Genomic DNA, 26650 nt, shown 5'->3' with positions numbered 1-26650 from the left:
CGGTACATTGGATTCGCACGCGGGCGCGGCGGACCCGTATAATACGGCCCGTTTTCAGGTTGCCGAACGAATAGGCCGGACCATGTTTGAGAATCTCACCGGACGCTTCGACTCCGTCACGCAGCGCATGAGCGGGCGGGGCCGGATCACCGATGAAAACATCCAGGAGACCGTCCGTGAGGTGCGCAAGGCGCTGCTCGAGGCCGACGTGGCCCTGCCAGTGGTGCGCAGCTTTACCGAAGAGGTCAAGAAGCGCGCCGAGGGTGCCGAGGTGGCCAAGAGCCTGACCCCGGGGCAGGCCTTCATCAAGATCGTCCAGGACGAGCTGGTCCGCGTCATGGGCGAGGAGGCGGTGCCGCTCAACCTCAATGTTCAGCCGCCGGCGGTGGTACTGGTCGCCGGCCTGCAGGGTTCGGGCAAGACCACCTCCATCGGCAAGCTGGCCCGTTACCTGCGCGAGCGTGAGAAGAAGAAGGTCCTGGTGGTCAGCTGCGACGTCTACCGGCCGGCGGCCATCGACCAGCTCGAGACCCTCGCCGGCCAGGTCGAAGTGGACTTCTTCCCGTCAAGCTCTGGCGACAAGCCCGAGCGGATCGCCAGGGACGCGATCGACCACGCCAAGCGCCACTACTACGACGTGCTCCTCGTCGATACCGCCGGCCGGCTGACCGTCGACGAGGCGATGATGGACGAGGTCAAGCGCCTGCATAAGGCGGTGACCCCGGCCGAGACCCTCTTCGTGGTCGACGCCATGACCGGTCAGGATGCGGCCAAGACGGCCCAGGCCTTCGGCGAGGCCCTGCCCCTGACCGGCGTGGTGCTGACCAAGACCGACGGTGACGCCCGCGGTGGTGCCGCGCTGTCGGTCCGCCACGTCACGGGCGCGCCGATCAAGTTCCTCGGCATCGGCGAGAAGACCGACGCCCTTGAGCCTTTCCATCCCGAGCGGGTCGCCTCGCGGATCCTCGGCAAGGGCGACGTGGTCAGCCTGGTCGAGGAGGTCGAGCGCAGCGTTGACCAGGAGAAGGCCAAGAAGCTTGAGAAGAAGCTCAAGAAGGGCGGCAAGGGGTTCGATCTCAACGACTTCAAGGAGCAGATGCAGCAGATCGATAAGCTCGGCGGCCTCGGCGGGGTGATGGACAAGATGCCGGGCATGGGCAAGCAGTTCGACAAGGTCAAGGACCAGCTCGATGACCGCATCGTCCGCCGTCAGCTGGCCATGATCAACTCCATGACCCCGGCCGAGCGCGCCAAGCCGGATATCATCAACGGCTCGCGCAAGAAGCGGATCGCCACCGGCTCTGGAGTCCAGGTCCAGGACCTCAATCGCCTGCTCAAGCAGTTCAAGCAGATGCAGAAGATGATGAAGCAGGTGAAGAAAAAGGGTGGTGCGCAGCGGATGTTCCAGCAGCTCATGGGTGGTGGCTCCGGCGGGCCGGGCGGCCCGGCCGGTCCCGGTGGACTGCCGCCGGGGATGGGGCGCTAGGGCGCACGCGCGGCGTGAACCCCCATAAGGTCTGTTAGATTCGCGCCGATAACCCGGGCAGGGCCGCGCCATCCGGCCGGTTGCAACAGGAGATCACCATGAAGCTGCTGCGCCGCATCCACGACGTCCGCATCTGGATCCGCCTGCTCGTCGGTATCTGGCTGATGCTGGTCCTGGCCTGGACGAGCATGATCGTGTACGCGGCGTGGGAACAGCGCAATGTGGCGGTGGACCAGGCCATCGAGTTCACGGACACGATGAACCAGATGACCATGGCCGGTCTCACTGCCATGATGTGGACCAACACCATGGACCAGCGCCACGAGTTCCTGGACCAGATCGAGGAGCTGCCCAATGTCTCCGGACTGCGGGTGCTGCGCGCAGAACTCACCGAGGCGTGGTACGGCCCCGGCGAGGAGGGCGAGCAGCCGCGGGACGAGATCGAGGAGCGGGTGCTGGAGACCGGCGAGCCCTACATCGCCCAGATCGACGGCGGGCAGGCCCTGCGCGCGGTCATCCCCAACTTCAACGAGACAGACTTTCTGGGGAAGTCCTGCGTCCAGTGCCACGGCCCGGACAACGAGGGCGAGGTCCTCGGCGCCGTGACCATGGAGATCTCCCTGGAGGATGTGAACCAGGCAGTGATCGGTTTCGGCACGACCATCTTCGGGATCGCCGTGCTGCTCAGCCTGCCGTTCCTGCTGGTGGTCTACCTGTTCATCCAGCGCTCGGTCACGCGGCCGATCAACGATATGACCGAGAACCTGAACGCCATCGCCAGCGGCGGAGGCGACCTGACCCGCCGGCTCGATGTCCACAGCGGCGACGAGATCGGCCAGGCGGCCAACGCCTTCAACCGTTCCATGGCCGTCTTCCACGACCTGATCGCCCGGGTGGTGGACATGGCCGAGCGGCTCGATCGCTCGGCGCAGCAGGTCTCCGAGGTCACGGACCGGAGCAACGATCGGATCGATCGTCAGCGCTCGGAGATCGAGCAGGTGGCCACGGCGATGAACGAGATGACCTCCACCGCCCAGGAGGTCGCCCGCAACGCCCAGCACGCTGCCGAGGCCACGCAGAGCGGCGAGGAGGCCGCCCAGCGGGGCAAGCAGGTGGTCCAGCAGACGGTCAGCGGTATCAACCAGCTCGCCGATGACGTCTCCCGCGCCGCCGGGGCGATCCAGAAGCTGGCCGACGACAGCGAGCAGATCGGCACGGTGATCGATCTGATCCGCGAGATCGCCGAGCAGACCAACCTGCTCGCCCTCAACGCCGCCATCGAGGCGGCGCGCGCCGGCGAGCAGGGCCGGGGCTTCGCCGTGGTCGCTGATGAGGTGGGCAAGCTGGCCACGCGCACCCACGAGTCCACGCAGCAGATCCAGGACATGATCAGCGCCCTGCAGGAGGAGACCAAGAGCGCCCAGGCGGCGATGGAGCAGGGCCACTCCCAGACCCAGGAGACGGTCAGTCAGGCCTCCGAGGCGGATACCGTGCTTGGCGACATCCAGGAGTCGGTCTCCACCATCAGCGAGGTGAATACCCAGATCGCCAGCGCCGCCGAGGAGCAGAGCCAGGTGGTCGAGGAGATCAACCGCAACGTCACCTCCATCAACGACGCGGCGGAGACCACCGCCCAGGAGAGCCAGGAGACCAAGCAGGCCGGTGACGAGCTCGAGGTGCTCGCCCGCGACCTGCGCAAACTCGTCGAGCAATTCAAGGTTTGAGCAAGAGCACGAACCCGGGCGCAACGCGCAGACGCTGGATCGGTCTGATCGGCGGCCCGCTGGCCGCCGGTGGCATGCTGCTGGCCGGGCCGCCTGCCGGCCTGGGGCAGGACGCTTGGTTCGTGGCGGCGCTCACCGTGCTCATGGCCACCTGGTGGGTGAGCGAGGCCCTGCCCATTGCCGCGACCGCCCTGCTGCCGGCCGCGGCGCTGCCGCTGCTCGGGGTGTCCAGCCCCGAGCAGACCATGGCCGCCTACGCCAACCCGATGATCTTCCTCTTCCTCGGCGGCTTTCTGATCGCCATGGCGATCCAGCGTTGGGGGCTGCACCGACGCATCGCGCTGCTCATCCTGTCGGCCACAGGGGGGCGGGACGACCTCCTGGTGGCCGGGTTCATGGGGGCCACGGCGCTGCTCTCCATGTGGGTTAGCAACACCGCCACCGCCGCGATGATGCTGCCCATCGGCCTGTCGGTCATCGGCCTAGTGGAGAGCAGCAGCGGCAAGACGGACCGCCACTTCACCCTGGCGCTGCTGCTGGGGATCGCCTTCGGGGCGAATATTGGCGGCCTCGGCACCCTGATCGGCACCCCGCCGAATGCCTTTCTGGCCGGCTACATCGGCGACCGTTTCGAGATGCAGATCGGCTTCGCGCAGTGGATGGCGGTCGGGGTGCCGGTCTCCGCCACCATGCTGGTCCTGGCGTGGTGGGTCCTGACCCGCTGGGCCTTCCCGCTGCCGGGGCAGGCGATCGCCGGCGTCGGCGAACTGATCGAGCAGGAGCGTCGGCAGATCGGCCCCATGCAGCGGACCGAGCGACGGGTGGCCGTGGTCTTCGTGCTCACCGCCCTGGCCTGGGTGATGCGTCCATGGCTGGAAAGCATTCTGCCCGGGGCAGTGGCGATCAGCGACGCCGGCATCGCCCTCGTCGGCGCCCTGGCCCTGTTCCTGGTCCCCGCCGATGTTCGCCGCCTGAAGTTCCTGCTCGACTGGGAGGATACCCGGGGGCTGCCGTGGGGGGTTCTGGTGCTGGTTGGCGGCGGCCTGGCGCTGGGCGTGGCCATCGATGAGAGCGGCCTGGCCGGGGCGATTGCCACCCTGCTCAGCGGCATGGGCGACTGGCCGGCGCCGCTGCTTGTGCTCTCGGTGGCCGTGCTGGCGGCGCTGATGAGCCACGTGACCAGCAACACGGCCACGGCAGCGACCCTGCTGCCGCTGGTGACCTCGCTGGCGCTGACCATCGGGATCCATCCGCTGCTGCTCGGCGTACCGGTCGCACTGGCCGCCTCGGCGGCCTTTATGCTGCCGGTGGCGACGCCGCCCAACGCCATTGTCTTCGGCAGCGACCGCATTACCGTGCCCGACATGGTTCGCGCCGGTGTACTGCTGACCTTCGCCGGTGCCGGGGTCGCCACGCTCGCCGCCTTCCTACTCGCCCCGCGCGTCCTCGGTTTCTAGCAGGCCGGGTATTCTTGAGGGGGGGATTCCCAGGGCAAAACCCGGTGGGGGAATCCTTTTGTCCCTCCGGCGGAACCTTCTCCGTTTACAATTCCTCTCTTTTTCGATAATTTCTCGCTGTACAGCGGTATTCCAAGTGGAGGAAGCGGAAAATGACGACGAGCGATGAAGCCCTCGAAACGATCCGCCAGGCAGCGGAAGAGCTCGATCTCGTGGATCTGGAGAAAGCCTCGCGGATGATCGAGAAAGAGCAGAAGCGCCGCGAGAAAGAGGCCCGCAAGCAGGCCCAGCAGGAAATGAAACAGGTCGCCCAGAAATACGGGCTGGATCTCGACGAGATTGTCTCGGGCGTCAGCAAGGGCACCGGCGGCAGCAAGGCCTCCAAGGGCGGCAAGGTCCCGCCGAAGTTCCGTCACCCCGAGGATCCGGATCGCACCTGGACCGGCCGCGGCCGCAAGCCGAAGTGGGTCGTCCACTGGGAAGAAGAGCTGGGCCGGGATATCGAAGAGCTGCGTATTCCAGACGCCTGAAGGCTCCGGTTTCGCGGGTTTTCAGAACCATTACACGGATGAATACCCTGGACGACAGGGCTGCCCGTGATCGAGCTCGGTGAGTGGGTTCTCGCAACCCTTGTGCTGATCGTGGGCACGGTCGTTCAGGGTTCCATCGGTTTCGGCGTGGCCCTTTTGGGCGCGCCCGTTCTCTACTGGATTGACCCTGTTCTGGTGCCCGGGCCGATGCTGGTCGTCGGCATGGTGACACCGCTGATGATCTTGATTCGGGAACGTCGCGATCTGGACGTCGCCGGCATCCGCTGGGCCATTCCCGGGCAGCTTTCCGGTGCCGGGCTTGCCGGCGTGGTGCTCGCGCGGGTCGACGAATCCCACCTTTCTTTAATCTTCGGCACCCTGGTTCTGCTCGCCGTAGGGCTGAGTCTGGTGGCGGGGGCGCCCCGGCCCACCGGGAGACGCCTGCTCGCCGGCGGCACCCTCTCCGGTTTTATGGCTACCGCCACCTCGATCGGCGGGCCGCCGCTGGCCCTGGCCTATCAGGGGGTGAGCGGAGCGCGGTTGCGCGCTTCGCTCTCGGCGGTGTTCGTAGTCGGAGCGTTCGGCTCGCTGGGGGCGCTGGCGTGGATCGGTCGCTTCGGGGCCACGGAGTTGCTCCTCGGCCTGAGCTTGTTACCCGGTATCGCCATTGGTTTCTGGCTGTCCGGGTACACGGCTCGTGCCCTGGACCGGCGCTGGCTGCGTGGCGCCGTGCTCGGCGTGTCGGCCGTGGCCGGCCTGGCGGCGGTGGTGCAGGCGCTGGCGACCGGTTAGCGCAGGGCGGATTCGCGACGGCCTGCGCGCGCTTTTAAGGGCGTGGCGGATCGCGGCGCCAGGGGCCCTGTGGTTCTTCGGAGGCAGCCTCTGCCTTCCCCTGCAGCCAGCCCCGGAAGGTCTGTAGCAGGCGGTGGCGGACCCTGTCGTCGGCCAGAGGGGCGTTGTGGGTGGCTCCTTCAATGGTCCAAAGGTGGCGCGGGGATCCGGCCGCCTGGTAGAGCCTTTCGCCGTGGATCGGCGGGATGGTCCGGTCGTCCCCGGCGACGACGAGCAGCAGCGGTGTGGGAGACAGTTCGGCGATGTGATCGACCGGCGCGTAGGCATCACTGACCAGCCAGGATAGGGGGTGCTGGAGGGGCCAGGTCAGCCAGAAGTTGCCCAGTTTCTCGCGGGTGATGCCGCGGTAGCTGTCGAATGGGCTCTCGGCGACCACGCCGGCCGGCGGTTCGCCGTCCCACCGCGCGACGGCGGTGATCGCGATGCTCGCCCCAAGGCTTTGGCCGAGCACCAACACACGCTCGGGGTCGACATCGTCGCGTTGGATGAGCGTGCTCAGCGCGGCCTCGGCGTCCTGGTGAACGCCCGAGAAGCTGGGCGATCCCTCCGAGTGACCGTAACCGCGGTAGTCGAAGGTAAAGACCTGAAAGCCGTGGCGGGGCAGCCACCAGACCGCGGCCACGTGGGTGCTGACATTCTGTGCGTTCCCGTGGAAGTGGATGACCGTGCCCTCGACCTCGTCGGTCCGGGCAGGCAGAAACCAGCCGTGCAGCTCGGTGCCGTCAGCGGCTGTGAAGGTCACGTCTTCGTACTGCAGACCGGCTTCAGCGGGGTCCCAGTAGTGGGTCTCGCTCGGGAAGAAGAATGCCCGCTGGCAGCCAGCGACCAGGCCCAGGGTTACCAGCAGCAGGACACACGGGGCCAGGCTTCGCGACAGCATGGTGGCTCCGGTCTACAGGTAGTGGTGAAGGGTCAGCTGGACCCGATCGCTGCGTATGCCAAAGTCCTCCTCGCGATGCAGTCCGAGCCGCAGCGCGGTTTGCTCGCCCAGGTCGCGGCCGATCTCCGCAGAGAGGGTCCAGGCGTTCTCGTTGTCGGTGAAGCGGAGGCCGGAGCCGGTCAGGTGGGCGCGCCAGTCACCTCCCTGGTAGACGGCGTCGCCGCGCAGACCGCCGCCCAGTCTTGCCGAATCACCGAGCCCGCGGGAGGCGCGCAGGGTAACGGCTCCGCCGCCGTAGAGGCGTAACCGGTCGTCCAGCCAGGCCCACGCCGAACCGAAATCGGCGTCGATCACGGCGGCCAGTGGTCGGCGGCCGTCATCGGCGCGGATTCGCTCGATGCCGAGTTTGCCGCCCCACGCCCAGCCGGGGAAGGTGCGGTTGCGTGGCTCCATGGAGCGCAGCTCCATCAGTGTCAGGCGTTCAACCTCAAGCCCACCGTCCGGTTTGCGTCCCTGGCGTGGCGAGCGATTCTCGTACATGCGCGCAATCACCTCCAGGAAGGTGACCTGGGCGCCGCGGAGGTAGCCGGCCGCCGGGTCGAGTAAATCGTGGTAAGCGGCGCGCCACTGCAGCTCACCGTAGCCGACCCGGGAATGGGAACCGATTCCCACACCGAGCCGTCCGGTGCGGTGGCCCTCGTCGGGTCGCTGGTCGGGTCGGGGGGGTGGTTCGGCACGGGGGCCGTCGGTGCGCGCTCGTTCGCTGAGCAACCGGTGGCGTCGTTCGCGTCCCTCGTCACCGATGGGCTCAACGTGAGCGAGCTGGTCGAGATAGGCCGATGCGGCTTCCAGGACCCGTGCTCGGTCCGCTTCCGGGAGGGCCTGGATGGCCTCATCGCTGGTCTCACGGTCACCGTGGGCAAGCTCGCGGACCCAATCGGTGTGCTCGTCCTCCAGTCCGGCGAGCATATGATCGAGGGTACGTCGCCGGGATGGCCGGTAGTGAACATCGCGTAACAGCCCCGGTTCTTCGGTCACGGCGCGGATGGTATCGCTGGGGATGGCCCAGAAGCGAAAGTCATCGCGCAGGCTCAGGGTGGGGTCGGCGATCTCGAGCAGCGACAGCAGGCGGTAGGAGCAGTTCTGCAGGAAGAAATAATACGGCATACCCACCCCATCCAGCTCCCAGAGATGGCTCAGGAGCCGGTCTATGGCGTCCTCGTCCAGGTCTAGTTCGTACTCCCAGAGGTCCCGCTGCTCGAGCTGGGTGTACTCGTTGACCTTGTAGTAATAGGGCATGACCGTGTAGCTGCCGGGATAGCTCCCCAGCACCCCGCGCATGGCAAAGACGACGCCCTGATCCTCACCGGTCTGTGCTGCGTGGTTGACGGCGAAGGCGGTCAACGGCCGCTGCAGGTCCTCTTCGCCGTCGAGGCGGAGCAGAGTATGTCCGAACATGGAGGCGGGATTGCCCATGTAAGCGTCGGCAAAGATGAGCATGACGCGCTCAGTGGCGATCCGTTCGCGCCAGGCCTCGTAAGCCGCGCAATCCGGATCGGGCAGTGGGTAACCGCGGGCTTCCAGCCCGAGGGCTTCGACCAGCAGCTGGCGGCGCGCCGGAAAGCGGCAGGCGGCGTGGCTGTCCTCGGCGCCGGGTACCACCGGGGCGTACAGCGCCTTCAGTGTGGCGCGCAGCTCGGCGCGCGGATCTTCGTGACCGTGCTCGTGGAAATAGAACCCGGGCGTGCGCACCATCCCCTCGCGTCCGGTCCGAAAGGCTCGATGCTCATAGCCGAGCAGTCGCAACCAGCGGGGATCGTCGGCCAGCTCCAGGATCTCAGCCAGCGCGCCGGCGTGGATCGGGGCGGCGACGGCTCGGGGCAGGCAGAGCACACCGCTGAGCAGTACGGCGCAGCACAGCGCCAGAGCTAGACGCATCGGGCGTTCAGTCATGGGCAGGGGTCGGGAAGGCGCGCCGGCTAACCGGTCCCCGGCCGGGGCCGGGGGCCGGTTAGCGGACGGACGTCCTTACGCCGTGTAACGGCTCAGGGTGTCGTGTCCGGCCATGGTGGCTTCGAGGTTTTCCAGGGCCTCGCCGGCGGTAACGTCGGCGGACGGGAAGATCTCCCCGAAGTTCTTCTGGGTGTGGGAGAAGAAGGCATCGTGATCTGCCTCGTCGATCTCCAGCAGGGAGGCGAGCGTGGAGAGCGCCTCGCCACCGCCATTGGAGGCGTCCTGGGCCACTTGGTCCATGTTCTCGGACATGAACTGGGAGGCCTCGGCGGTGATGACGGCGCCTTCCTCGCAGCCCAGGGTGCCGGAGGTGATGCCGAAGTGCTGGTTCCAGGAGATGCCGTTGGTGGTCACCGCCAGGATGTCCTGTCCCATGCCGGACTGGCCGTCGAACAGGACGGTACCGAGCCCGCAGCCGGTGTTGTCAGCCTGAGCAGTGCCCGCCATGCCGAGCGCACCAGCGAACATGGCAGTTGCGACGTACTTTTTCATCATGGTTGATCGCTTCCTCTGTCGATCCAACTCTCACCCGGCGACCGGGCGGGTCACCGGAGAACAGTGCAGTAAAGACTGCAACCCGACTGTAAACGATCGGAAAACCGGGGTGCCAGGGCGGGAGCTGTGGCGGGTAATCACGCTCAGGCCTGCTCGTCGATGTTGATGCCCTTGCGCTCGAGGGCATCGAGCTGCTCCGGCTCGATGACGCCGTTGTCGCTGACCTGCTCGAGCGCCTTCTCGACGGCGCGCAGGGCATCGGCATATTCATGCTTTTTCTCGTGGGCAACCTCCAGCTGCTCGCGCAGGAGGTTGGTCTGATCCTCACGCGTCTCCTGAGCACGCTGCTGTGCCTGGTACCCCTGGTAGGCACCGAACAGACCGGCTACCGTGCCGACACCACTGACAATGCTCATCGATCGGTCCTGACTGGAGAGCGGACGTGAAACGCGATTCACTGCGGCCTAACCGAGTTATCGGCTTCGCGGCGGATAACTTGAGCCTTCGGCGCGGCGTGTTCTTCGACCGAGTGTTCGCGATCCTGCTGTTGGTCGTGGCGGCGGCGGTCGGCGTGCCGGCTGGGGCGGAGGAGCGCCCGACCGAGGCCTTCAATCAGGGGGTGGCCCTCTACGAGGCCGGTGATTACCGCGCCGCCGAGCGCGCGTTCGCGACGGTCATCGGCGATCCGGAACTCGGCGCACTGGCCGCGTTCAATCTCGGGCGCGCCGCGCGCCAGCGCGGGGATTGGGCCGCGGCGGAGCACTGGTGGCGCTTGGCGCAGCGGCAGGCGCGCGCCGAGCGCCTCCAGCGGCTGATCGCCACGCGTCTGGACGAGCTCCAGCAGGGCCGGCCGGCCCTGACCGGCTATCTGCAGGCCGGGATCGGGTACGACTCCAACCTGACACTGGATAACGCCAGGGCCTTCAGCGGCGACGGTGATTCGTTCCTCGATCTGTTTGGTCACGCCGCGTGGCAGGCCCGCGGGAGCCGGGGCGACGGGGTGTCGGCCCAGGGCAGTCTCTATCACCGTGGCTACGCCAGCGAGGGGGATTTCGACTTCACCGACGTTGCCCTGGACGTGCTGGCGGAACGGACCGTCCGGCGCTCCCAGCTCGGCTACGGTCTCGGTGTCGGAGCTCTGAGCCGGGGTATCGGCGGCGTCGATGGACGCGCGGAGGGGCAGCTCCAGGGGCGCTGGCACAGCCCGGGTCGGGGCTGGCTCCTGGCGCGCTACCGCCTGCGCGCCCACCGAGGTGGTAATGGCCGGGACTATCTCGATGGGGTGGAGCATCGGTTGAGGCTGGGCTTCCAGGATCGGGCCGGTGCACTGCGCTGGATGGCGTATTACCAGATCGAGCATCACGACCGCGACGACTGGTCGGACGAGAACGCCTTCATCAGCTACTCGCCGCTGCGTCAGCGTCTCGGTGCCCGGGTGACCTGGCAGGGTGTGCCGTCCTGGTCACTGACCGTGCGTCCGGAGTGGGTCTATGCCGAGTACCGGGATCGCCACGTGGTCGATGACGATCGTCAGCGCCGAGACGACACCCGCTATCGCCTCGATCTGACGGCTATTCATCAGCCTGCCGGGCGGGCTTGGCGGCTTGGGGTGCAGCTGCGGTTCGAGTCTATCGACGATCTGCGGATCGACTGGCAAGAGCGTGAGCTGGAGACCTACACCGCGCGGCGCACCGAGGTGAGTCTGTTGGTCGATCGCAGCTTTTAGGCGGAACCACTGGGGCGTTCCGTGCGTGGGAGAGGGCATGGGTACGCTATTGAACCTCTGGAGCCGCCGTGGCCGGCGGGGCGCGTTCGAGACCGTCATCGGCCACCACTTGGGTAGCCTCTACGGTTTCGCGCGCCGGCTCTGCGGCGACGATGCCGAGGCCGAAGACCTCATCCAGGAACTGCTGAGTAGGCTCTACCCCCGTGGTGACGAGATTGCCGCCCTCGACCGGCCCTATCCCTGGCTAGCGCGTTCGCTTTACAACCTATGGATCGATCGCCATCGCCGCACTCAGGCCCGCCCACCCTGGGACGACCAGTCTCAGGACGATCCGGACGTCCCGTACACCCTTGCCGAGCCGGGCGACGGCCCCGCCGAGCTGGTCGAGCAGGCGCTGACGCGCGAGCGGTTGCAGCGTGCCCTGGGCGCCTTGCCCGAGGCGCAGCGCCAGGTCGTGCTTCTGCATTACATCGAGGGGTTGTCGCTGGACGAGGTGGCCGAGCTCACCGGGGTGGGCAAGGGGACCCTGAAGTCGCGGTTGGCGCGGGCCCGTGACCGGCTTCGCCAGGTCCTGATGGATGGAACCGATGTCGGGGCCGGTGCGTGTGAGGCGGACAAGGGGACCGATCGATGACGGAGCGAACGATGGACTGCCTGGGCTGCCGCGAAGCGCTCCTGGAACTGGAGGCGGACGAACTGGATAGTGCACAGGCCGAGGCGTGCTATGCGCACCTGGCCGTCTGTCCGGCCTGTCGGGCCTGGTACCAGGACGGTCTACGGCTGCGTCGGCAACTGGCAGAAATCGGTGGCCAGGAGGCGGTCTCGCCCGGCTGGGTGGCGACGCAACTGCGGCGGGCGCGGAGCGGTTCTGGGGTGCCCACGGTGCGTCAACGCCTGGTCGCCGGTGTCGCGGCGGTGGGGATCCTCGTTGGCGGCGGGTTGGCGCTCTACGACTGGCGGCCCGCACAAACGGATCCGCCGGTGACCGGCCCGGAAAACGGCGAGGTTCAGGAGTTCCGGTTGGCGATCGACGCCGAACGAAGACTGGAGGGGGTACGGTTCCAGGTCGAGGTTCCTGAGGGATTCGAGCTGGAAGGCCATCCGTCGCAGCGACGGGTCAGCTGGGAAGGTGATCTGGAACCGGGCGCCAACCGTCTGACGCTGCCGGTGCGCGGTATACCGGGGGCCGAGGTCGAGCAGGGAGAGTTGGTGACCCGCATCGAGCACGAGGGTCGGTCCCAGGAGCTGCGCCTGCCGGTCACCCTCGTCCAACCACATGAGCGCGAGTCCTGAAATGCGTCACCCAAGACTGGACGAGTTGAGCTGAAGGAGGAGGCAACGATGAGGACCAAGCCGAGAAACGCGAGTCGCCGGTTAGGCTACTTGCTTGTGCCGGTGGGGCTGTTGATCGCCTCGCTGAGCGTGCCGGTGGCCGCCGAGGAGGTCGAGGCCCAGGATGAGGTCGCCGCTGACGCCGGGGAGACCGTGTCCGAGGGCGAGACGCTACGGGATGCCACCATGCGCCGGCTCGACGACGACGCGACCGAGGAGGAGGTGGCGCAGGAGATCGAGTTGCCGGAGCAGGCGGCCGACCGGGCCCGGGAGCGTGCGGCCGAAGGCCTGGAGACGGCCAATGAGGCGCGCGAAGGCGGCCGGGAGTTCGGCCAGGAACGCGCCGAGGAGGCCCGCAGTCAGGGACAGGAGCGCGGGGAGCAAGCCCGTGCAGCCGGCCAGGAGCGAGGCGAGGAGGCCCGTGAAGCCGCTAGGGAACAGGCTGAGCAGGCACGCCAGCAGGCTGAAGAGGCCCGGGAGCAGGGCCGTTCGGTCCAAGACGACGCCCGTGAGGGCCGGGAGCGGGCCGAAGAAGCCCGGGAAGGCAATCGGCCGGAGGGTACACCGGCGAACTAGGCAGGCCGGAGCCCGGTGAGGGGGTGCTGGAACAATCGGGGCCTCCCCACAAAAAAGGGCCGCGGAACGTCCCCGTTCCGCGGCCCTTTCGGTGTTTGGTCGGGGCGGCAGGATTTGAACCTGCGACCCCCTGCACCCCATATAGGTCTTCGATACCGTGTAAGAGGCTGATCCAAAAGGGAAATCGGGGTCTGTGGGCGAGGTCATGTGAGGCCGTTTCGGTGCAATACGGATCAATCACTTACACACCAGTTTTGTCCCGCGCTGAACCGGGGTTTTGACCCGCATCCAGGCCGCTTTCGCAGTCCACCCAGGTCTCGCCATGGCGGCTGAGGTAGTGCCGCGTCATCGCCGCGGACGAGTGGCCCATCAGCCGCTGCACCGCTTCCTCTGACCAGCCAGCCTCCCGGTACAGCCGGCCGCCCAGGGCGCGCACCTCGTGCAATGACGGGCGCTGTCCGGTGGGCAGATCCGAGGCGATGCCGAGTTCGTCCCGAACCGCGGCGAACGCCCGGGTGAGATATCGCTCATCGACCTGGGTCCAATGGTCTCGGCTCTCCATGTACTCGCGCCGGCGCTTGGCCGGAGGCCGGTGGATCAGGAATGGGCTCACCACGTCGTCCCGGCACCGGGCGATCACTTCCTGGAGCTCCGGCGAGATCCGGATCCGGAGGTTCGCTGACTCCTCTCCCGCGGTCTTGCGCTGCCGGACGTACAAGCAGCCATCGGCGATGTCGTCGAAGCGCATGCGCACCAAGTCCCCGCGGCGCTGGAGCGTCTGCAGCGCGAGGTCGAGCGCATTCTGCAGCCAGGGCTCGGCAGCCGACCGGATGCGCCGGAACTCCTCCAGGGTCAGCCGCCGGCGCTGGACGTGCTCATCCGCACGCAGCGTCCCCTCGACGGGGTTGTCGTCGCGGTAGCCGCTGGCGACGATCCATGCCCAGGCCTTTCGCAGGGTCGAGCGCCGCGCATTGGCCGACCGTCCCGGGTACTGGCCGAGGTGCTTACCGATCCGGCGCCGGGTGACCTCCTGGACGGGCGTTGCGCCAAGGTCTCGGACGGCGTCACGGATCGCGCGCTGTTGCTCCTCGAGGGTCTTCGGGCTGATCGTTCGCCCGTGCCGGTTGCGCTGCTTCGGCAGGACCTCATCAAGGTACTGCGACAGCACCTCGCCGGCGGTCTCCCGCTCGGCCGTCACCGATGCCGCCAGCCGCTCGGCGTCCATGGGCTCCATCAGGCGACTGTTCAGGATCTGCGCCGCCTTCACCGCCCTGGCCTTGTTCTGGCCCATCCCGTACCACTTCCCGGTGACCGGGTGACGGTAGCGATAGTAGGTCTTCCCGCGCTGGCGCTTCGCGTAGAGGTGCGCGGGCAGATCTCGGCTCCCGGGCTTCCGTGGTCTCGGGCTCATGCGGTATCCCTCAAGACGTGCTCGACGAGCTCATGTTCGGAGTCGGCCAGCCAGGCCTCCTCGTCGACGTAATGGCGCTTGCCCACTGCGCGCCCCGGGATCTCGCCGGACTCGATCCAGGATCGGACGGTCCGCCGGTCCGGCCGGGACCCGTCAGCGAAGTAGCGCTGCCGGAACTGGTCTACAGTGATCAACCTCATGGCCCCTCCTACACCGCGACAGGCGCCGGGATCGCCGGGTGCGGGTCATATCCGTGCAGCCCCACCACGTCCTCCTGGCGCATCCGCGCGAGCTTGAACAGGTCGGTCTCGCTCGTCTGCCACTGCAGCCTCGGCGCCTCCCGCGGCTCCCGGCTTATCTGCTCGCGGGCCTGTTCCAGGTGGTTCAGGTACAGGTGGCAGTCGCCTCCGGTCCAGATGAAATCGCCCACGCCCAGGCCCACGTGGCGGGCCACCAGGTGGGTGAGTAGGCTGTAGGAGGCGATGTTGAACGGCACGCCCAGGAACAGGTCGGCGCTGCGCTGGTAGAGCTGGCAGGAGAGCCGCCCGTCGGCCACGTAAAACTGCACGAGGATGTGGCACGGCGGCAGGTGCATAAGGTGCAGCTCGCCCGGATTCCAGGCGCTGACGATGTGCCGGCGTGAATCCGGGTCGGTGGCCAGGCTGTCCAGCACCTCGGCGATCTGGTCCACGGCGTCGCGTGAGTGGGTGCCGACGGATTCGATGTAGCTGGGCTGCCAGTTCCGCCACTGCGCGCCGTACACCGGGCCTAGCTCGCCGTGCGGGCCGGCCCACTCGTCCCAGATATGCACGCCGCGCTCCTGCAGCTCGGTCGCGTCGGTGCTGCCGCGGAGCATCCACAGCAGCTCCTCGACCACGCCGCGCCAAAAAACCCGCTTCGTGGTCAGCAACGGGAACCCGGCTGTCAGGTCGAACCGCATCTGGTGGCCGAACACCGACAGCGTGCCGGTGCCAGTGCGGTCGGCCTTGTGGTGGCCGCGGTCCATGGCGAGCCGCAACAGGGACAGGTACTCGTGCTCGTTCACGGTCATCGCTTGCCTTCCCCTAAGAGCATGCCCGCCTCGCGCAATGCTTCGCTCACAGCCTGGTTTGCCATCTTGCGGTCAAGCCATTCATCGGAGCCGTGTTCAGCTGAGTGCTCAGACGGCATGTGACGCTGGGCAACGCGCAGAGCCCGGTATAGTTTTTTGCAAAGATCGAGTTTGTTTGTTCCGGGGTTTCCGCTCATAACCACCTCGTCATTTTCGTTCGCTTCTCCCGCCACCAGTACCGGATCCGCGACTCCCGCGGGATCCGCTCCCGCCACCGGCAGCTCTCGCAGTGCTCTCGGCCGGGGTAGTTCTCCGGCGAGGCGTAGGCCCCGCACCCCGTCGACACCGACCAGTAGGGCAGGCGGCGCCGGGGCGTGCGGTCGCTGTGGCAGCCGGGCTTCACGCGGCCGCCTCGCTGTCGCCGACCGAGCCTTGGTCGCCGTTGATGACCCGGTAGACCATATTGAGGCCGCAGCCCATCTTGTCGGCGATCGCCGTGGCGTTAATGCTCCTGGCCTTCTCCTCCTCGTCATCGGCGCGGGCCAGCATTTCCCTGGCCTCACGCTTTAAGCGGGTCGCTTCCGCCTTGTGCCTCTGGTGCTCGGCCCACAGCTGCTGAATGAGTTCGGCGTCCTCGGCGTCCAAGCGGGGTGCATACGGGTTCGCCAGCAGCCCGGACAGGCCGCGCCAGTTGATGGCACTTCGCAGCGGCCCGACCTTGACCCCGTACCCCGCCGCGAGCTCAGAGCAGGTAAGGCCCTCGTCAGCAGCTGCGAACACCACCTCCTGCAGCGACCGGCCAGCGGCCTCCTCGATAATCTCGACCGTGGTCTTCTTCGCCATGCTCACCTCCCGGTGTGCCCGAAGCCGCCGGCCCCGCGCTCCGTCGGGGTGAACTCAGACACCTGAACCAGCCGCGCCTGGATCACAGGCATGAACACGAGCTGGGCGATACGTTCTCCGGGCTCGATCATGTAGGGCTCGCTGATGTATGGCTCGTCGCTCCACCTCGCGCCGTAGGTGTCCACCGGCGGGTTGCGGTTCCACGCCGAGACCTTGATCTCGCCCTGGTAGTCGGAGTCGATCAGGCCGGTGCCGTTACCCAGCACAATGCCGTGCCTGTGGCCCAGGCCGGAGCGGGGCAGGACCACGCCGGCGGCACCGGGGTCGGAGATGTGGACCGCGAAGCCAGTGCCGATCATCTGGCACTCGCCCGGCTCCAGGATCAGCGGCTTTTCGATGCAGGCCCGCAGGTCGATGCCCGCGGCGCCCGCGGTGAGGTAATCCGGCTCGGGCCACTCGGTGCCCAGTCGCGGGTCCAGGATCCGGGTCTCGATCAGGTGGCTGGGCTGATTGGTCAAGGTGTTTCCCTCCTGCTGTGGTCAATGGCGCGCTGCATGCTCATCTGGTCGATAAGGTGCTCGACGCGGTCGGCCAGCTCGGCAAACGTGCCGTCGCTGGCCAGGGCCCACTCGTTTGTAGCCCGGCGGTAGCCGGACAGGGCCTGCTCGCTGAGGTGCGTGTCGAAGTCGTTGCCCGGGCGGTTGATCCAGACGACGTGGAATCCCTGATCGCGCACCCAGTAGAGCTCGTTGGGAAAGCGCACATCGTCGATCAGTGCCGCTGTGGATGCAGGCCGGCGGGCGAGGCGAAGCGCCATGTGGCCGAGCCAGAAGTCGGGGTGCCAATGATCCCGAGCCGCCTCGGTGCCGAGCACCTGCTCGATCTTGCGCTGCGACGGCTGGCCGGGGAGGGCGGTGATCGGCTCCTCCTTGCTCTCAGGAGTGAGAATACCGGCGGACCCCAGCAACGCCTCTCTCATCTGCTTGATCGGGTAGGCGAACGAGTACACATCGGCGGGCGTTCCACGCCGGCACAACTCGCTGGCGGCCATCAGGGCCGCTGTGCTCTTGCCGCTGTGCTTGCGGCCCACGAATGCGATGTTCATGCGCTCCTCCACTCGTGCCAGTACTGCAGGGCGGCCTCACAGATGATCGGCTGCCACTGTTCCGGAGTCGTCGCCGCTTGGTGCCGGTCACCGAGACAGCTGGCAGCGGTGGCGATCTCTTCCGCCGTGTCCTCCAGGTTCTCGATAGCCCGGCCCACCTCAGCGCTGTCGCGCAGACCGTCGCCGGTGAGCCAGGCCTCGGCGAACGCACGGCGGGCCTGGTTCGCGTCGGCGTACAGGAAGGGAGGGATCGCGCTCATGCCGCCTGCCTCCCTGTTCGTTCCCCGCCGAACCACTCAAGCATGCGCGGGACCAGGCTCCGCAGCTCCAAGGCCATGAGGGAAAAGTCAGCGTCGATTCGCTCGGCCTCGCTCTCCGGCTCCAGATCCCCGGCCTGCTCGCGGATCTCGTCGTGGAACCTGGCGCGACGCAGCGACAGTTTGGCGTCCAGCACGCCGCTGATCCGCTCGGAGTAGGTCACGGCCAGGCGGCGGACTCGCTTGCCGGCGTCGATGTGGGCACTGATCTCCTCGGAGGTCAGATCCTGTCGCTTTACGCGGGCCTCGCAGCCCTCGGCATTGGGATCCTCGAGCACCGCTTCTTCGCCCAGTTCCAGGTCGCCGGGCAGCTGCTGTTGAGCCAGCCATTGGGTCATCACGGACCCTGGCGACAGCTCGGTCTCGGGCGGGACCAAGGCAAGCCCGTCCCATGCCTCGCACAGCTGATCGACGAAGTGCTCGACCTGCTTGTCGGAGCTGGCGTCGACCACCAAGAAGCCGGACTCGATGTCTAGGCAGGCCCAGGTCTTCTTGTAGCGGCTGAACGCTTGCGGCAGCAGGTCCGTCACCACCTCGTCGCGGATTCGGTCGCGCTCACGCTTGCGGACTTTGCGATGCTCGGCTGCCTCCAGGGCGCTGATGCGGTCGTCGATCGCGTCCCGGAGCACCGACGCGGGCAACAGCTTGGTCTCCTCCTGCAGGCACAGGAGCAGGCTGCCGGCGGCGGCGTGCACTAGCGGCGCTCCCGGGCCGAGCGGCGGGACGAACCCGCTGCGGCTCAGCTCCATCGCTCCGCAGGGCGTGAAGGCAAGCGCCTCCAGTCGGGCCGCGGCCGCCTCGGCGTCGTAGTCGACCTTCTCGGCCAGTCGGTATGGGACCAGGTTGCGGAACCACATGGCGTCCTCTCCTTGGGCGGCCTCAGGCCGCCGCCTCCTCGTCGGTTCTCCGGGCTTCTCCGGCAACCTCGCCAGCCGCCTCGAGCGCGCAGTTGAGCTGGCTTTCCAGCTGGCGCGCCCTGGCCCGCTCTTGGCGGGCCCGAGCCTGGAGGCGCATCTCGGCAACCCGGAGCAGGTCGGGGCCGAGCTCGTTCCAGGCCTCCTCGATGGCGCCGATTTCAGTGGGGTGATACCTGAGCAGCGCTTGGGCGACTGTCTTCCCGCTATCCCCTCCGCGGCGTAGCTGCGCGATCCTATGTGCGCCTCGCTCTAGGCCCGACGCCCTGTCTTTGGCGAGGCGGATGCCGCTCTCCATCTCCCTGAGGTCGTCCATGTTCATCACGCCGCCTCCTTCGCTTCCTTGGCTGCCTCCCGAAGGTGCTGTGCGAGCACCTCGCAGATCCGGGGGAAGTCCGCCGCCCGATAGAGCTTCGCGGCTTTCTCGCGGCCGACCGGCTCGATGCCGAGCTCGGAGAGGCCCGCGGCGCTGATCGACAGCGGCGCGATGGCGTCGTTGATGTTGCCCAGGGTCATCCTTGCGCCGTCGTCAGCGACGGGCTCCGGCGGCACGTCCCAGCCGGCCTCGGTGGTTTCACCGGTGTCGCTGACGTCGGGCTCTTGGTGGGCGGGCGGTGCGGCCTCGCGCTGCACCTCCTGCTCCGCCTGCTGCTGCTCCGCCTGTCGGGCCCGCTCCTGCTCAGCCTCCTGGCGCCGGCGCTCCTGCTCCTGGTGCTCGGCGATCCGGGCCTTGATGGCGGCCTCCATGTCGGCCGCGTCCTTGCGCACCAGGTCGGCCCAGTCCGGGAACAGGGTGGGGTGGTCCTCGGTGAGGTCGCGGAACTTGGTCAGATTCGCGCGCAGGCGCTCGGCCTCTTCGGCCAAGCGCAGCCGGGCGTCGGCCAGCTCCTGCTCGGCGGCGTCGCGCACGGTCTTGACCGTCTTCTTGCCCTTGATCGCCCCAGGGAAGTCAGCCTGCGGGTCGATGCGCAGCCCGAGCTCTTCCTCGTGCCCGCGGGCGGACTCGGCCAGGGCGTTCTGGCACTCGGCGATCACCTCCTGCCGGATGGCCTTCTTGCGGTGCTCGACCTTCTTGTCGAGGTCCAGGCGGGTCTTGCGCGCCTGCTCCCGGATCTCGTCGATGGCCTTGAACAGCGCGTCGATGCTCTGCGTCTGGGACAGCGCGTGCTCCTTGGCGGCGTCGAGGCGCTTCTCGATCTCCTTGCACCACTTGGCAGTCTCGGCGGCATCCGCGAAGTCCTGATCCGTGGCCAGGTCCGTCTTGATGCCCTGGAACACGTCGAGGGCTCTCGCTTTGAACTCGTCCAGGTTCGACGCGGTAACGCCCCCGGTGATCTGGATGTGCAGCGCCGGCAGTTCGCCGGGCGCGGAGCCGGTCACCTCGGGGGCGTCCGTGCGCGGCTGGTAGGACCGCAGATCCTCGTCGAACTGCTGCCAGGCGCGCACCAGGCGCCGCTGCTTTTCCGGGTTCGGCTCGTACCAGCACGAGACGCAGTTACCCTCAGTCCCGTCGGAGAGCATGAACAGGGCCCGCTCGGCTTTGGTGATCATCAGCTGCTGCTCGAGCTGCCAGACGTGCTCATCCGGCACCTGGCCTTCCCGCACCTGCTCTGCCTTGGCCTGGTTCCAGGATTTGTGCTCCCAGACCACGTCGTTGAGCATCGTCAGGCCATCGCAGCTGGCCAGCAGCGGCAGGCCCTCAATGTGCTTCCGAACCGTCGCCCGGAAGAGCTCGTCACCAATGATCTTCTCGGCAATCGGCCGGGCCGCTTCTTCGTCGGCGTGCCCCTTATCGAGCAGGTTCTTCTGAGCCCATTCGCTGAACTCCTGCTCGGTTCCGGACGCCTTGTGGCTGAGCAGGTCCGACCTGGGGATCGGCCCTACCCCCATCACGGCCGGGGCCTCGCTGGCGTTGTAGTGGCTTGCCCTCAAGCGGTTCCATTCCGGGCTGCCCTGCACAAGATCGAGAACCTCCATCACTCACCCCCTTCAATCGGCTGGCACTGGCGGATCTGTTCAGCCTGTTCATCCGTCATCTGGTAGGAACTGGAGGCCTTGGCGATGACCTCCTCGGCACTGATGCGCCCGCCCTGGATGGCCTGGCGCCACTTCGGCAGGTTCTCCGCGAACCGGTCATCGGGGTAGGGCGGCAGCTGCTCGGGCTCGCTGGCGGCCGGGGCCGGCTCCGGGGTGACGTCCTTTTCGGGGATGTCCCGGACCTCCTCAGCGACGGCGATGCCGCGCAGGGCGTCCGGGAACACGTCGCGCAGAGCGAACGCCCTGGCGCGCATCTGGATCATGCGCTTGGGGTACGACTGCCAGGGGCCCTGCTTGCCGGCCAGGCCGGCCCGCTGAGCATCGTCGTGGCTGAACTGGCGGATCTGCTCCTGCTCGCCCCGTCGCTTGGCTCGACAAGTGGCGACCCAGCGGGAGTCGTCGAACTCCTCAGAGACGTACTCGCAGGACGGGTGCGAGCGCACGATGGCCAGCATCGCGTCACCCCAGACCGCCGGGCGCCCGTTGATAACGGCGATGTTCTGCAGCGCCTGGAGAGGCGGCAGGCCCAGCTCGAGGCCCCACTGCATGGCCACCAGAACGTCGCCCGGGTTGCCCTGGTAGTCCTTCGGGATGACTTTGCTCTTGGCGATGATGTCGGCGTATTTCATCGCCTCGTCGAGGTTCTGCGGCGTCAGCGAGAAGGTCTGCCCGCCGCGGATCGGTGTCACGTTGCTCTCGGTCATGGCTGCTGCCCTCAGTGCTCTCGGATCTGTCGAATCTGGGTGACGACGCTTTGCCGGGCCCGGCGCAACTTCGTGCGCGCCTCCTGGATGCTCCCCGACGTGCGCAACGCTTCGTCGGTGACCTCGGCCAGAGTCGCGGCCGCCGTGGTCATCCGGGTGTCCCGGTGCGCTCCCGGCGCGGCCAGCGCGTGGTAGGCGACGAGCACCTCGCGGAGCCGGTCGACCTCGCCCTGGTGTTCCTCGAGTTCGGCGGCGTGGGCCGCCGGCCGGTGGTCGTCGATGGTCAGGCTGTCCATGTCTTCCCTCCTACGCGGCGCCCGGGCCGCGTTCGTCGTGATCTGCGATAACGGCGAGGCCCTGGTGCAGGGCGTCGTAGCTGTCGGCGCCGTCGCGGGCGGCTTGCCGAGCCGCTTCCTCGGCGCGGGCTCGGAGCCAGCCGGGTGTGCCGGACCGGCGCATGTGCTGGTGCAGGTGAATCACCGCGGTCTGCTCCCGGCTGCGAGCGTCGCCGCGCATCGGTCGCGTGGTGATTCCTCCTCGTCCGTCGGTGGCGAGCTCCTGGCCGCGCTGGGCGGCTGCTGCCGCGAAGTCGATCAAGTCAGCCATGGTTGGCCTCCATCTCTGCCGCGCGTGCTTCCAAGCGGTGGGCGATGCTGAGAAGCGCGCCTTGTGGGTTGGGCGCTGTCGCCACCGTGGCGAGATCCGATTTCAGGCCCCCGATCACCGACGCCAGCACCTGCGTCCACTCGTCCAGATCGGCACGGGCCAAGGCCATGCGGGCCCCGAAGATCCGGTCGATCACCTCGTCTGCTGTTTTCTCGTCCATCTCACCCTCCCAGGGCCCGCTCGAGCCCCATCATCAGAACCAGTGCCGCGACTGCCGCGGCGGCTTGCATGGCGTCGCGGATCACGCCAGGCGCTCCGAGGTGCGCTCCACCAGCCGCTCCCAGAGCTGATGCAGGGCGGCGGTGTTGCCGTGCTCGCAGGCTTGTCGGATAGCCGAGATGATTTCCTCGCCATCCATGTCGCCCAGGGTTTCCGCGGCGTCGTCGTCAGAGATCGAGAACTCGCCCTCGCGGAGCCATTGAGCGATCAGGGCCTCGCGCTGCTCGCGCATGTCGGCCTCACGCTCGCGCCGGATTTCGGCGTCGGCGATCGGGTTGTAGCCGGCGTTGATGCTTGGGTAGGCCATCGGTGGTGCCCTCCGTGTGCTCGCCTGGTTGCAAAGCTTCAAGCACAGCTAATCACGCCACGTGTTTTAATGTCAACACGAAACGTGATTAAAAATCGCGGACCATGAGGGGGCGTGTTACCCAAGCTCCGGGCCCGACGGTCAGCCCGCCGCCCGCCCGCGCCCGGAGTTGGCCGGGGCCGGAAGCACGCAGAGGAGGGCTCGAGCGAGCACCGACCACTGGCGCCCGGTGAGCGCGGGGCCAGGGTGGCCTTGGAACTAAGGGGATCGGCGGCTACTTCGGCGCCCCGGTGGTGGGCAGCCGTGAGGATGGAGTTGACGGGCAGCAGAAGGGGTGCTTCAGGGGGTGCTCTCCCGAGTCATCGGGCTCTGTCTTCAAATTTGCGCTGCGCCATTGTTAAAACCGCTTAGCAAAAAGTGGTGAGCTTCTTTATTTTTTATGCGCCCCAACATTGAAGAGTTAGATTGAAGCCTGATTTCCTGGGGCAGTAGTATCCGGCATACAGACCGACTAGGCGTCGCGCTATGGTGGGTGAGATGTGCGCCTAATAAAGATTCTGGAGGATTGTTCTTACTTCGCTCGAAGCCTGCACCACGTCGGAAGATATTTTTTCTGCTTGATTTGAAGAAATCCGTCTTGATGGATTCATGAAGTCGTCATGATAGGTTGCGGTCATGCGCAGTTTGACAACCGCGTCGATCAGCTCTTCGGGGGCGCCTAATGCGTCGACCTCCGTGTTTAAGTTATTAGTCTTTGCCTTTATTTTAGAGGCTATCTGTGTGTCTTCCAGGGGTGTTTGTCTTTCAAGGTGCCAGTATTCAATCGATAGGGTTTCTATGTCCTCAACAAGAGAGAAGCACCGGTCGATTATTTTGCTTCTAGAGTTTTTCTCTAGAGACTTTTCTTGGTAAGCCTTGGTCTGTCGAACGCCGTAAGCCGCAACGCCAATGCTCACGGCTATCAGCGCCCACGTTACGTAATCTTCCTTGATCGCCCAGGCGACGACTTCTTCGCTCACTGACCTGCGTTACCTGTGTTAAGGTATTTCTTAACCTCGGCACGATCCGCTCTTGTCCCGCCGGTAATCGCTACCCGGTCTCTTAGGTCAACCGACGAGAATTCGGGCATCCTAGTTAGCCCACCAAACGCTTCTTCTAGGAACGAGGACCCGAAGCCAGCGGTTCCATCAAGATCGACAGTAACTTTATCGTGTTCTCGTATCGCAGGGGCGAGTATATCCTCTCTGAATGCCTCTCCCGTGTAAGGCCCGTGTCTCCTGAAGCGGCCAGCAGGGAAGCGACTAAAATCCTTGGAAATAGAAATTATTTTTTCACCCATATTTATGCCGCCATAAGTACAAGCTGTACATTCATGTGATCAGTATAGCGGCACCTGCCAAACAATGATAGTGCCTTCGATGGACTTCCGCCTGCCGCCGAAAGAGTCGCGCCCGGTGCGAGCGTTGTACATGTACCATCCGCGGTTGCTATAGATGACAAGGCGCCCCTGTTGCTCAGACTCGATGATTTGTTTCATTTGTGGCATGCCCCGCCCACGGGCTGGTTGGCCGGTTCGCGTAGTAGCAATTTCCATGGCAGCTTTTATCGCGTGCCCATCGTCATTACCCAAACCAAACTTCCTTTTTATGGAGTCGATAAGGGTATACGAGTGTTTCTTGGGAAGTGATACAGGTATCCCAATGCCTAGGTCGCATTGGAGAAAATGCAACCAACCGTTTTCGACGCGAGAGAATACCCACCATTTTGGACTTTTCGATTCTTGGGGCGGTGATGAGGGATCGTCGTACGCGTGGTAGATACTGTTGTCAATGGCTTCACTTACACCCGCAAAAAGGTATCGCGCCGAAATCTCGTCAAGCTGGTCGGTCTCTTTGAGTTTATCGATTATGGATACCGGATGCTCAAGGCTTACTTCATTGCCCGACGCTTGCATCCAGTATATGACATCGTCATCAATTGGCTCAGAGCGCCCATTACGGAGGCCAAGAAGATCATTTAATTCCAGTTGCGTAAAAACCTGGCGGACTTTGTGTGTGCGTGATGGTGACGACCTTACGTTTCTCAGGTGTCCGGAATGCTGTAGTTTCATTAGCCGAGCGGTGAATAAAAGCATCCCGTCGGCGGAGACTCGATCGGTCTCCGAAAAATCAATACGGGTTGGCCGTGGAGCTAAAATAGATTGCTCGAGTCGTGAAAGAAAGCGCAAAGTTCTTTTGTAGTGACCATTGCTATAAAGGCTTATTGGGGTGGGGCATGCTATTGCGCCGGTGCTGTTTTTTTGTGTGTCTCGGTTCGGAGTTAAGGTGCGTGTCTTGCTAAGATCACGGCGCTCGCGCCGGAGGCGTTTTTGAAGCTTGCGGCGATTTTGCTGAATGTGACGGAGGCGATCGTGCTTTCCTAGTTTTCGCATTAAGTCACTCCTCTTCCATGATCGCCTGTCGGACTACGCCGATGACTTCCCACTCCCCGTCGATTTCGATCATGTCGTATCTAGGATTAAGGGGCTTCAGGTAATACCTTCCGACGTCATAGGCCAACTCCTTGAACGTAACTTCGGACGTTTCCTTGTGCCGTGCAACCACCCGCTTACCAGGGTCAGGTGATGCGCCAGGGTCCACCAGGATTAGGCAGCCGGGCGGGTAGCTCCGGCCGTGGGGCGCGGTCATGGAGTCGCCCTGGACTCGCAGCAGGAACGCGCGTGGGTCTACGTTCTTGTGGGTCCAGTGCCATTCTTCGGCCTCGCCTGGGTGCAGGGGGTCGACAGCCTCGTGCCAGTGGCCGGCCTGCACCCAGCTGATCTCGGGGATCGCACGCACCGGGTCCGGGCCCGGGCAGACGTTCTCGTGCTCCTGGCCACCCAGGGCAGACGTGGGCTCTCGGTCGCCGGTGCCGAACTGGAGCCACTCGGGGCGAACGCCGGTCACTGTCGCGATCGTCAATATGTCCTTATATGACGGCGTTCGTGCGTCACGCTCGTAGTTGCCGATCCGGGACTGCGATTCTTCCCAGCCGCACATCTTGGCCAGGCCACGCTGGGTCACCTTGCTCCCTATCGTGTCGGAGAGGTGCTCACGCGCTTCCTTGATCCGCTTCCCGATGGACATGAGCCCAGTACAACACTCCGCGTGATGCGGTATGGCAACGAAGCGTGTTGACCTGAAACACGTAACGTGATTTTCTAAGCGCATGGGCGAAATGAACTCACTCAAGAGAGCGGCAGATGCGGTCGGGTCGGTAACGGAGCTGGCTCAGTCGATCGGCGTTAGGCAGTCGACCGTATCGAACTGGTTTATGCGCGGTCGTGTCCCGGCCGAGCGCTGCGCGGCCATTGAGCTGGCGACGAAGGGCGCCGTGACGCGCGCGGAGCTGCGTCCAGACGTCTTCGGCGAGCTCAAGCCCGAAGACGCCGCCTGAACTCTCCTCCTGGGGCCGCTGCGGCCTCTTTCGCCGGCATCGGTTCGATTCCGCCCGGCGCGTTTTCCACGCATGAACCTGGAGAAGCCAATGCGGTACGCGAAAGGAGTGAGGAGCAGCTGGGGCAAGTGCTTCGAGGAGCTGAAAGCGCGAATTCCGGAGCGCTTCTACGACGCGCTGGCAGCGGAAGCGGCCTTGCGCGGCGTGGACAAGGCGGAGCTCCTGAGGGAGCAGATCCTCGCTCAGCGCTACGCCGGTGAGCTCGAGCGCATCACGGGCGCTCGGCACGAAGTGCCCAGCGGTGACAACGACGCCCAGCTGACCACCGAGCTTCCGAGCCGGGCCCGGGATGCGCTGGGTGCGCTGGCCCTGGTGTCGGGGTCGACGCCCGATGCGTACCTCCGCGATCTCGTGATGGCGCATCTCTACGGTCATGGCCCCATCACGACACAGAAGGCCGACCGGGTAAGCGGAGGAGATGGGGCCTAGATGGGGCTCAAAGCCCGGCAGGACAGAGATCAATTAAAAGCCCCGGCAGGCGGGCAGGCCGTACCGGGGCAATCACGCTTC

35 protein-coding genes are annotated in these 26650 nt (G+C 65.9%); 11 read left to right on the top strand and 24 right to left on the bottom strand.

Annotated elements, in window-relative coordinates:
* Nucleotides 1–82 precede the first annotated feature (82 nt).
* The 5 genes from ffh (at nucleotide 83) to CCR79_RS02640 (ending at nucleotide 5989) form a co-directional block, all read left to right on the top strand.
* Nucleotides 83–1486 (top strand): signal recognition particle protein, encoded by a 1404-nt coding sequence (gene ffh, locus CCR79_RS02660; RefSeq protein ID WP_201168399.1) that lies wholly within the window; start codon nucleotides 83–85, stop codon nucleotides 1484–1486.
* Nucleotides 1487–1584: 98 nt separating this feature from the next.
* Complete coding sequence (locus CCR79_RS02655) at nucleotides 1585–3210, top strand: methyl-accepting chemotaxis protein (protein ID WP_201168396.1); 1626 nt, start codon at nucleotides 1585–1587, stop codon at nucleotides 3208–3210.
* Complete coding sequence (locus CCR79_RS02650) at nucleotides 3207–4667, top strand: SLC13 family permease (protein WP_201168394.1); 1461 nt, start codon at nucleotides 3207–3209, stop codon at nucleotides 4665–4667. The genes CCR79_RS02655 and CCR79_RS02650 overlap by 4 nt, the downstream gene beginning before the upstream one ends.
* Nucleotides 4668–4819: 152 nt before the next feature.
* A complete protein-coding gene (locus CCR79_RS02645; protein WP_201168392.1) occupies nucleotides 4820–5197 on the top strand; it encodes an H-NS family nucleoid-associated regulatory protein in 378 nt (125 codons plus the stop codon).
* 66 nt (nucleotides 5198–5263) lie between these two features.
* Nucleotides 5264–5989, top strand: coding sequence for a TSUP family transporter (locus tag CCR79_RS02640; protein WP_201168389.1), 726 nt, complete (start codon nucleotides 5264–5266; stop codon nucleotides 5987–5989).
* A gap of 34 nt (nucleotides 5990–6023) precedes the next feature.
* On the opposite strand, the gene CCR79_RS02635 is transcribed toward CCR79_RS02640, so the two are convergent.
* The 4 genes from CCR79_RS02635 to CCR79_RS02620 form a co-directional block, all read right to left on the bottom strand.
* Nucleotides 6024–6929: an alpha/beta hydrolase gene (locus tag CCR79_RS02635; protein WP_201168388.1), complete on the bottom strand. Its 906-nt coding sequence runs from the start codon at nucleotides 6927–6929 to the stop codon at nucleotides 6024–6026.
* A gap of 12 nt (nucleotides 6930–6941) precedes the next feature.
* Nucleotides 6942–8882: a DUF4105 domain-containing protein gene (locus CCR79_RS02630; protein ID WP_201168387.1), complete on the bottom strand. Its 1941-nt coding sequence runs from the start codon at nucleotides 8880–8882 to the stop codon at nucleotides 6942–6944.
* A 75-nt stretch (nucleotides 8883–8957) separates the two neighbouring features.
* Nucleotides 8958–9410: a DUF3015 family protein gene (locus CCR79_RS02625; protein ID WP_201168386.1), complete on the bottom strand. Its 453-nt coding sequence runs from the start codon at nucleotides 9408–9410 to the stop codon at nucleotides 8958–8960.
* 170 nt (nucleotides 9411–9580) lie between these two features.
* Nucleotides 9581–9853 carry a hypothetical protein gene (locus CCR79_RS02620; protein ID WP_201168385.1) on the bottom strand — a complete coding sequence of 91 codons (273 nt, stop codon included), beginning with the start codon at nucleotides 9851–9853 and terminating at the stop codon, nucleotides 9581–9583.
* Nucleotides 9854–9933: 80 nt separating this feature from the next.
* On the opposite strand from CCR79_RS02620, the gene CCR79_RS02615 reads away from it, so the two are divergent.
* The 4 genes from CCR79_RS02615 to CCR79_RS02600 are packed head-to-tail and all read left to right on the top strand — an operon-like array spanning nucleotide 9934 to nucleotide 13071.
* Nucleotides 9934–11163: a tetratricopeptide repeat protein gene (locus CCR79_RS02615; protein WP_201168384.1), complete on the top strand. Its 1230-nt coding sequence runs from the start codon at nucleotides 9934–9936 to the stop codon at nucleotides 11161–11163.
* Nucleotides 11164–11200: 37 nt separating this feature from the next.
* Nucleotides 11201–11797 carry an RNA polymerase sigma factor gene (locus CCR79_RS02610; protein WP_201168382.1) on the top strand — a complete coding sequence of 199 codons (597 nt, stop codon included), beginning with the start codon at nucleotides 11201–11203 and terminating at the stop codon, nucleotides 11795–11797.
* Nucleotides 11794–12456: a hypothetical protein gene (locus CCR79_RS02605; protein ID WP_201168380.1), complete on the top strand. Its 663-nt coding sequence runs from the start codon at nucleotides 11794–11796 to the stop codon at nucleotides 12454–12456. The genes CCR79_RS02610 and CCR79_RS02605 overlap by 4 nt, the downstream gene beginning before the upstream one ends.
* Before the next feature lie 48 nt (nucleotides 12457–12504).
* Nucleotides 12505–13071, top strand: coding sequence for a hypothetical protein (locus CCR79_RS02600; RefSeq protein ID WP_201168378.1), 567 nt, complete (start codon nucleotides 12505–12507; stop codon nucleotides 13069–13071).
* A gap of 241 nt (nucleotides 13072–13312) precedes the next feature.
* Here CCR79_RS02600 and CCR79_RS02595 read toward each other — a convergent pair whose 3' ends face one another.
* From CCR79_RS02595 to CCR79_RS02500, 20 genes are all read right to left on the bottom strand, one after another.
* A complete protein-coding gene (locus CCR79_RS02595; RefSeq protein WP_201168376.1) occupies nucleotides 13313–14482 on the bottom strand; it encodes a phage integrase Arm DNA-binding domain-containing protein in 1170 nt (389 codons plus the stop codon).
* Nucleotides 14479–14682, bottom strand: coding sequence for a hypothetical protein (locus CCR79_RS02590; RefSeq protein WP_201168374.1), 204 nt, complete (start codon nucleotides 14680–14682; stop codon nucleotides 14479–14481). Before CCR79_RS02590 ends, CCR79_RS02595 begins: the two co-directional genes overlap by 4 nt.
* An 8-nt stretch (nucleotides 14683–14690) precedes the next feature.
* The gene (locus CCR79_RS02585) at nucleotides 14691–15533 is read right to left on the bottom strand and encodes a thymidylate synthase (RefSeq protein WP_201168372.1); all 843 of its coding nucleotides are present in this window, start codon (nucleotides 15531–15533) and stop codon (nucleotides 14691–14693) included.
* On the bottom strand, nucleotides 15530–15766 hold the full coding sequence (locus CCR79_RS02580; RefSeq protein WP_201168370.1) for a hypothetical protein: 237 nt from the start codon (nucleotides 15764–15766) through the stop codon (nucleotides 15530–15532). Before CCR79_RS02580 ends, CCR79_RS02585 begins: the two co-directional genes overlap by 4 nt.
* 166 nt (nucleotides 15767–15932) lie before the next feature.
* Nucleotides 15933–16376, bottom strand: coding sequence for a hypothetical protein (locus CCR79_RS02575; RefSeq protein ID WP_201168368.1), 444 nt, complete (start codon nucleotides 16374–16376; stop codon nucleotides 15933–15935).
* 2 nt (nucleotides 16377–16378) lie between these two features.
* Nucleotides 16379–16894: a dUTP diphosphatase gene (gene dut / locus CCR79_RS02570; protein WP_242510798.1), complete on the bottom strand. Its 516-nt coding sequence runs from the start codon at nucleotides 16892–16894 to the stop codon at nucleotides 16379–16381.
* The gene (locus tag CCR79_RS02565; protein WP_201168366.1) at nucleotides 16891–17481 is read right to left on the bottom strand and encodes a hypothetical protein; all 591 of its coding nucleotides are present in this window, start codon (nucleotides 17479–17481) and stop codon (nucleotides 16891–16893) included. The genes dut and CCR79_RS02565 overlap by 4 nt, the downstream gene beginning before the upstream one ends.
* Complete coding sequence (locus CCR79_RS02560) at nucleotides 17478–17741, bottom strand: hypothetical protein (RefSeq protein WP_201168363.1); 264 nt, start codon at nucleotides 17739–17741, stop codon at nucleotides 17478–17480. Before CCR79_RS02560 ends, CCR79_RS02565 begins: the two co-directional genes overlap by 4 nt.
* The gene (locus tag CCR79_RS02555; RefSeq protein WP_201168361.1) at nucleotides 17738–18655 is read right to left on the bottom strand and encodes a recombination-associated protein RdgC; all 918 of its coding nucleotides are present in this window, start codon (nucleotides 18653–18655) and stop codon (nucleotides 17738–17740) included. The genes CCR79_RS02560 and CCR79_RS02555 overlap by 4 nt, the downstream gene beginning before the upstream one ends.
* 22 nt (nucleotides 18656–18677) lie before the next feature.
* Nucleotides 18678–19034 (bottom strand): hypothetical protein, encoded by a 357-nt coding sequence (locus CCR79_RS02550; RefSeq protein ID WP_201168360.1) that lies wholly within the window; start codon nucleotides 19032–19034, stop codon nucleotides 18678–18680.
* Nucleotides 19034–20689 (bottom strand): YqaJ viral recombinase family protein, encoded by a 1656-nt coding sequence (locus tag CCR79_RS02545; RefSeq protein ID WP_201168359.1) that lies wholly within the window; start codon nucleotides 20687–20689, stop codon nucleotides 19034–19036. Before CCR79_RS02545 ends, CCR79_RS02550 begins: the two co-directional genes overlap by 1 nt.
* Complete coding sequence (locus CCR79_RS02540) at nucleotides 20689–21453, bottom strand: recombinase RecT (protein ID WP_201168358.1); 765 nt, start codon at nucleotides 21451–21453, stop codon at nucleotides 20689–20691. The genes CCR79_RS02545 and CCR79_RS02540 overlap by 1 nt, the downstream gene beginning before the upstream one ends.
* Before the next feature lie 11 nt (nucleotides 21454–21464).
* The gene (locus CCR79_RS02535; RefSeq protein WP_201168357.1) at nucleotides 21465–21749 is read right to left on the bottom strand and encodes a hypothetical protein; all 285 of its coding nucleotides are present in this window, start codon (nucleotides 21747–21749) and stop codon (nucleotides 21465–21467) included.
* Between the two features lie 10 nt (nucleotides 21750–21759).
* Nucleotides 21760–22059 carry a hypothetical protein gene (locus tag CCR79_RS02530; protein WP_201168356.1) on the bottom strand — a complete coding sequence of 100 codons (300 nt, stop codon included), beginning with the start codon at nucleotides 22057–22059 and terminating at the stop codon, nucleotides 21760–21762.
* On the bottom strand, nucleotides 22052–22279 hold the full coding sequence (locus tag CCR79_RS02525) for a hypothetical protein (protein WP_201168354.1): 228 nt from the start codon (nucleotides 22277–22279) through the stop codon (nucleotides 22052–22054). The genes CCR79_RS02530 and CCR79_RS02525 overlap by 8 nt, the downstream gene beginning before the upstream one ends.
* 81 nt (nucleotides 22280–22360) lie before the next feature.
* Nucleotides 22361–22645: a hypothetical protein gene (locus CCR79_RS02520; protein WP_201168352.1), complete on the bottom strand. Its 285-nt coding sequence runs from the start codon at nucleotides 22643–22645 to the stop codon at nucleotides 22361–22363.
* Nucleotides 22646–23190: 545 nt separating this feature from the next.
* Complete coding sequence (locus CCR79_RS02515; RefSeq protein ID WP_201168350.1) at nucleotides 23191–23664, bottom strand: hypothetical protein; 474 nt, start codon at nucleotides 23662–23664, stop codon at nucleotides 23191–23193.
* Nucleotides 23661–23984: an STAS-like domain-containing protein gene (locus tag CCR79_RS13940; protein WP_201168348.1), complete on the bottom strand. Its 324-nt coding sequence runs from the start codon at nucleotides 23982–23984 to the stop codon at nucleotides 23661–23663. The genes CCR79_RS02515 and CCR79_RS13940 overlap by 4 nt, the downstream gene beginning before the upstream one ends.
* 39 nt (nucleotides 23985–24023) lie before the next feature.
* Entirely contained in the window at nucleotides 24024–25076 is a 1053-nt protein-coding gene (locus CCR79_RS02505) for a hypothetical protein (RefSeq protein WP_201168347.1), read from the bottom strand.
* Nucleotides 25077–25080: 4 nt separating this feature from the next.
* A complete protein-coding gene (locus CCR79_RS02500) occupies nucleotides 25081–25770 on the bottom strand; it encodes a helix-turn-helix domain-containing protein (protein ID WP_201168346.1) in 690 nt (229 codons plus the stop codon).
* A gap of 82 nt (nucleotides 25771–25852) precedes the next feature.
* Between CCR79_RS02500 and CCR79_RS02495 the strand changes: the two genes are divergently transcribed.
* Both CCR79_RS02495 and CCR79_RS02490 read left to right on the top strand, forming a co-directional pair.
* On the top strand, nucleotides 25853–26080 hold the full coding sequence (locus CCR79_RS02495) for a transcriptional regulator (protein ID WP_242510797.1): 228 nt from the start codon (nucleotides 25853–25855) through the stop codon (nucleotides 26078–26080).
* A 72-nt stretch (nucleotides 26081–26152) separates the two neighbouring features.
* The gene (locus tag CCR79_RS02490; RefSeq protein WP_201168345.1) at nucleotides 26153–26569 is read left to right on the top strand and encodes a hypothetical protein; all 417 of its coding nucleotides are present in this window, start codon (nucleotides 26153–26155) and stop codon (nucleotides 26567–26569) included.
* The last annotated feature ends 81 nt before the right edge of the window (nucleotides 26570–26650 follow it).

It is taken from the genome of Halorhodospira halophila, from assembly GCF_016653405.1.
In the GTDB taxonomy this organism is placed as follows: Bacteria; Pseudomonadota; Gammaproteobacteria; order Nitrococcales; family Halorhodospiraceae; genus Halorhodospira; species Halorhodospira halophila_A.
The sequence above is the reverse complement of the archived record's forward strand: the minus strand, read 5'-3'. Positions and strand labels throughout refer to the sequence as shown.